The following is a 5,754-nucleotide window of genomic DNA, read 5'->3' on the forward strand; positions in this document are numbered from 1 at the left end:
TAAAAAAACTATCAGACAAGTATTCCGGATTTTACTCCAACTGGATTGAAAAATTAATAATAGGCATCACCACTTGACCTTATTATTATAAAATTGCTTCACATTTTTTACACAAATTATCACTATTATTAAACTGTTGGTAAAGATTATGAATGCGATATATTTTTAGGATAAAAAACGATTTTATAGTGGTAAATATTGAGTTAGAATTTATCTGGTTTTTATGGACAAAGAGAAAAATTGATTTTTCTCTTTGAGGAGAGTTATTCCTGGGTGTGCTGCCACTCTAAACCCTCAGTAGCAGTAAATAGTATTTTCTCGTTAATAGAGAAAAATCTTGCCTCTGCTAATGACTTAAAGTAAATGATTAAAACAATCAAAAACCACAGAGTTAGCACATACTAAACACTTATGACAATCCGAGATATTAATCCACGAAATGTTAATCAACTACATGGCACAGACAACGCAGACTGGCTCACAGGTACCGATGGGCGAGATAATATCGAGGCTCAAGGGGGGGCTGACACTGTATTCGGAGGTCTCGGAGGTGACTATATCGACCTTGGTTATGATCATGATAGTGATCTGACCTGGTATACTAACTTTTCCGAGAGGATGGACATCATCGAAAACTTCGATCCCAACGATGAAGATATTGTAGTTCTAACCTCTGGTTTCTTTTGGGATCTTGTTCAAACGGAAGGTTTGAATTCAGATGCCAATGTTGGAGATTGGTTGAAAATTGATCAGTTTGGCTCAGATACTTATATTAGAGTAGATCCAGATGGTCTTGAAGGCAACAAGCCCTTCAGAACATTAGCTATCCTGAAAGGTGTTAATGCAAACGATATAGATATAGATATAGTTGATGGCGATTTTATCATCGGATGATTAACCGCAGGTGATGCGCGGATTGTCAGGATCAGCTTCGAGATTAGGTGTGGAACCAATCAGCAACCCGGTCAGTCTTCAACCCAAGACTGTCAGATTGGTTAAGAGCGTCTACTCGGAAAAAATATCCACTTTGGAACTGGGAAGCATCTACCCATGACTAATCTCTAGTTCTCAACAAAGATAATAAATATGTTTCACCTTAAAAAACACAAGCGCTTCTCTTTGAGAACAGGTATTGTCAGCCTGATCGGTTTTGCCAGTTTATTTGATGCTAATCCTGCCTCAGGTACCATCATCACTAATGGTAGTTTTGAAAACGATTTTACCGGCTGGGAAACATTGGGGAGTGCGTCTGTGCGCACTGCATCTTTTGGTAGTCAACCTACTGACGGCAGTTTCTATGCCCAGCTAGATACATTCCTTCCCCAGGAACAAGAGAACTTCCTGGAGCTAGCTAATTTTCTAGAGCTGAACATTACAGCGCTGGATAATCTGGGCAGTGGAAAGGGAGAGGTGTTTGAAGGATCAGCAATCAGAACTAGCTTTACAGCAGTTGCAGGAGATGTTCTTAATTTCGATTACAACTTCCTCACAGATGATTTCGGTTCCGAATATTTTAATGACTTCGCTTTTGTGGGAATTTCCGGTCAGGTGAATGGTTTGGCTGATACGTTCTCAGTATTAGCTGATTCTATGACACCGTTTGTGAATGAAACTGGTTTTAGCACCTACTCTCAGAAAATTGCTTCCTCTGGAACCTACACCCTGACCATAGGTGTGACAGATGTTGGAGATGGTGCCTTTGATTCAGGAGTACTAATCGATAATGTCAATGTAGTTAGACTCGAAGTACCGGATCCCCCGCCAGTTCCAAAACCTGATCCCCCCTCAGTGCCAAAACCAACTGATCCTACCTCAGTTCCAGAACCAACCTCTGTATTGGCGTTACTCGCCATTGGGGCTTTAGGGGTGAGAACTCAGTTGAACAAACACAAACAAAAGTGTGAGGGAACTAGTAAAACACAGATCTAGCATGCCAATGAACTAGAGCGATAAGCAGCGAGTTTTGGTTGCTCAGTAATTATTATCATTACAGAAAGCCATCGACAATTTTTATTCTGCAATAGTTTCGTTTCAAACCGATCTCAACCCCAGGACAATCTCTTAGTTTAGTTACATATGCTCTAAAATCAGAATTATGTTATTCTGAAACAATAGCTATTTTAGTAATCAGTTACCAAGGTAAAACCACTCTCCGCAACTTGTTATAGCCTTGTAATAGCTCGGTGCTCTAGGGCATGTACTCCTGGTATTGTTATCTGAGATCCTTTGATCAGAATGATTTGGCAATCCCGAAGTCTTTTTAAAACTTAATATAAATAGTGATACTAAGTCGTTGGTACTCAGCTATCAGCTATCAGCGGTCAGTCCAGTTGCTTAGAACTGACCCTCAACGAATAAGCAAAAGCTCCGTGGGCAAGGCAAAATCAACCCCATTACTGCAACTTTGGTATGACATCAGTGTGGTGTCAGTAGTAAGTTACCCAGTAGCAATTCCCGATTAGCGCTTTACCGTTTGCCCTAGTTTCGTAGGTTGTAGAAAAACTGTACTGTTGAAGCTTGAAATTTAGGAATTATAATATACAGTGGGCGATATCTAAATTATATCCATAACCGCGCTACCACAAAGCCAAACATTTATTATGGGGACAACTACAGTTTTACGAATAGGCGATCGCGTCATTAATGCAGAAGAAATTGTTCCCCTGCTAGCTGGTTACCAATTGCTGCCACCGTTAATCCGTGAGATTATCATTGACGAGGCAGTGGCTACCGCAAGCTGCACACCAGAGGAGAAGGCTCAAGCCTATCAGCAGTTCTTGGAAAAAAATCAGCTCATTGACGAGGCGGCTAAACAAGCTTGGCTAAAGCAGCGTGGTATGGTTCCAGCTCAATTAGAAGCCCTAGCTGTACGAAGTATTCTGATTGAGAAATACAAACAACAAACCTGGAGTCACAAACTGGAATCTTATTTTCTGGAACGGAAGGGACAATTAGACCGAGTGATTTATTCCCTGATTCGGACTAAAGACCCAGGGGTAGCCCAAGAAATCTATTTCCGCATTCAAGAAGGAGAAGAGTCTTTTGCTGACCTAGCCAGGGAATATTCCCAAGGACCAGAAGCTCAGACTGGGGGATTAATCGGTCCAGTTGAACTGAGTGTACCTCACCCCGCGTTAGCCCAAATGCTTCGCCTGAGCCAACCCGGACAATTGTTCCCACCGACACGCTTGGGAGAATGGCTGTTAATCGTGCGTTTGGAAAAGTTTATGCCAGCCCAGTTAGATGATTCGATGCGTCAGCGACTGCTGAATGAATGTTTCAGCACCTGGCTCAGTGAGCAACTGAATCAGCAATTAGCAGCGCTAGATTAACAACTTTACTCTCTTATGAAACTAAACTCAAGAAACTAAAGATAGCGGCTTTGATTCCGGATTTGGGGGAACATGGGCGGGATTTGGCTAATAGTGTCTTGATGCAGTCGCTCATGGGGGAAACCCCCAAGACCGCGCTGCATCGCTTTGATCATCTCGCGCCAGATGGAGAAGATTCCGAAAAACCTGTCTAGCTTGCAAATATGGGTTACCTGAAACTGTGCAGTGGCTAAATGATCAGTAGTCTATGGCGATCTGGTAAATTTTTTTTTGTTGTTTAAGGCTAGTCTCAATAGATTTTCCCCCTTTCAATCATAGCATAGCGAACTAGTTACATTTCTTAATGAAAGAAGCGCTAAGCAAGTCCTAGGGTGCTCTACAGAGTCTTTACATAAAAGACAGACCTAGTATTTGTAGCATATCCTCATAAATACCTCATGAGAAGCTGTTATTAAATTGCATACTAATCTCCTTTAGCTAACTAATCTCAAATCCTAAGAGGCTCAATGACCTATACAACAACAATTCAAGAGTTTCTAGCTGGTATAACTCCCTTCAATCAATTGTCAAGGGCAGCACGGCAAAAACTGTCTACTAGTTGCCAACTATTGCGCTACCGCATGGGTCAGACAATTGTGGTCAGGGATAAAATGCCAGGCCAAGTCTCGATTCTATTCCAAGGTAAAGCCCGTCTCATTGGCTATGACCAACGCCGTCAAACCCCCACAACCCTCAAATTACTACAACCAGGAGCGATTCTTGGCTGGGTAAGTTTGGTCAGGGGAGTACCGTGTGAAACTGCGATCGCATCGGTGGAAACGGTTTGTGTCACCATCAATGTGGCTGACTTCTTAGGGCTGCTAGATACAGAAAAATCTTTCTCAGATGCCTTCAAAGCCCGTTGTGGTCTAGTGGAAATCTTTGATCTTTTGGGAACAGAGTTGGGGCGTCGGGCTGAGGCAGAGACTGACCTCAAAGCACTTGCCCTGTTAGCCTGGTCAGACGCTTTAGTTTATAACCTACCTCGGGGCAAGCAAATGTCAAGCCAACTCGACCCCAATCGAGTATGGTTTGTGAGTGGGGGAGCAGCCGCCAATTTACCAGTAGGGTCTTGTCTGAGTTCGGAAGCATTGTCTAGCTTACAGGTCAATGGTCATGGTGCAACGCGCTTGGTGGGAATTCCAGAAGCTATTTTCTCTGAGCAAAGCGCCACTGACTCAGCAACCCTGGCTGAGCCTACCGATACAATTCGCAGTATACCTCAAGACGATATTCCCCAGGCTCCAGACCGACCGGATGAGGCTCCTGAGACGATTTACACGGAGCAGACTACTCCTACAAAATTCCCTTTTATACGGGGTAAAGGAGCGGTGCAGGAATCCTTGGCTTGTTTCCAAATGCTGAGTAAGTACTTTAAAATGCCTTTCCGCAAAGATAGTATACGGAAGGTGCTAAAAAACCAGCATGCTCGCACCGGTCAAATCTCCCTTCAGAACTGTGGTGCAGTGGCAGAACTGATGGGATTAACTGCCCAACTGGCAACAGTACCAGCTAACGCTATCAAACGTTTACCGACCCCAGCGATGCTATTGTGGCACGATAGCTTAGCTATTCTCTATGAAGCCAGTGAACGGCAAATAGTGCTGGCGGTGCCACAGTTGGGAATCCAACGCCTTAAACCCAAAGATTTTGAAGAAAACTGGGGAGAAGGCGGGCAAGTACTTCTGTTAAAACCTACCAAAGACACCCCTACCCAGCGGTTTGGTCTGAGTTGGTTTTGGCCTTCTATCGTTCGTTACCGCAAGGTGTTGGCAGAAGTTTTAATTGCTTCTTTCTTTGTTCAACTGTTAGGTCTCGCCTATCCCTTGATTATCCGGGTACTGATTGACAAAGTGATTTCCCAAAACAGTACCGATACCTTGCAAGTACTGGGAATTTTACTGTTGGTGGTGTCGGTTTTTGAGGGGGTTTTAATCACCCTGCGTACCTACCTGTTTGTAGATACGACCAACCGTATCGATATGTCTCTTGGTTCCGAGATTATCGACCACCTGTTGCGCTTACCGTTAAACTATTTCGAGAAACGACCCGTTGGAGAGTTGTCCACTCGCATCAATGAGCTAGAAAATATCCGCTCCTTTTTGACCGGGACAGCCCTAACCGTGGTGTTAGATTCAGTCTTTTCTATAATCTACATCGTGGTCATGTTCATGTTTAGTTGGGTGCTGACCGTGGTGACTTTGTCAGTAATTCCTTTGTTCATGCTCCTGACCCTGATCGTTTCCCCAATTGTCCGGCAACAGCTACGCAATAAAGCGGAACGGAATGCTCAAACCCAATCCTATCTAGTGGAGGTCTTATCTGGCATTTCCACGGTCAAAGCCCAGAATATTGAATTGCGATCGCGTTGGAAATGGCAAGA

5 protein-coding genes are annotated in these 5,754 nt (G+C 43.6%); all 5 read left to right on the forward strand.

All coding sequences use genetic code 11. The features are described from left to right. The first annotated feature begins 411 nt into the window (after nucleotides 1-411). Nucleotides 412-894, forward strand: coding sequence for a hypothetical protein (locus tag F6K52_RS31090; RefSeq protein ID WP_293088015.1), 483 nt, complete (start codon nucleotides 412-414; stop codon nucleotides 892-894). 192 nt (nucleotides 895-1,086) lie between these two features. Beyond that, nucleotides 1,087-1,929, forward strand: a complete 843-nt coding sequence (locus tag F6K52_RS31095) for a PEP-CTERM sorting domain-containing protein (protein WP_293088017.1) — start codon at nucleotides 1,087-1,089, stop codon at nucleotides 1,927-1,929. Nucleotides 1,930-2,279: 350 nt separating this feature from the next. Then, nucleotides 2,280-2,462 (forward strand): hypothetical protein, encoded by a 183-nt coding sequence (locus F6K52_RS31100; RefSeq protein WP_293088020.1) that lies wholly within the window; start codon nucleotides 2,280-2,282, stop codon nucleotides 2,460-2,462. A 138-nt stretch (nucleotides 2,463-2,600) separates the two neighbouring features. Further along, entirely contained in the window at nucleotides 2,601-3,332 is a 732-nt protein-coding gene (locus tag F6K52_RS31105; protein WP_293088022.1) for a peptidylprolyl isomerase, read from the forward strand. Nucleotides 3,333-3,838: 506 nt separating this feature from the next. Continuing rightward, on the forward strand, nucleotides 3,839-5,754 hold a 1,916-nt coding region (locus F6K52_RS31110), incomplete at its 3' end, for an ABC transporter transmembrane domain-containing protein (protein WP_293088025.1).

Source organism: Moorena sp. SIO3H5 (assembly GCF_010692395.1).
Classification (GTDB): Bacteria; Cyanobacteriota; Cyanobacteriia; order Cyanobacteriales; family Coleofasciculaceae; genus Moorena.

What these genes read in the sequence shown, in the direction of transcription:
- F6K52_RS31090 (WP_293088015.1), top strand. Translation starts at nt 412, where the DNA reads ATGACAATCCGAGATATTAATCCACGAAATGTTAATCAACTACATGGC.
- F6K52_RS31095 (WP_293088017.1), top strand. Translation starts at nt 1,087, where the DNA reads ATGTTTCACCTTAAAAAACACAAGCGCTTCTCTTTGAGAACAGGTATT.
- F6K52_RS31105 (WP_293088022.1), top strand. Translation starts at nt 2,601, where the DNA reads ATGGGGACAACTACAGTTTTACGAATAGGCGATCGCGTCATTAATGCA.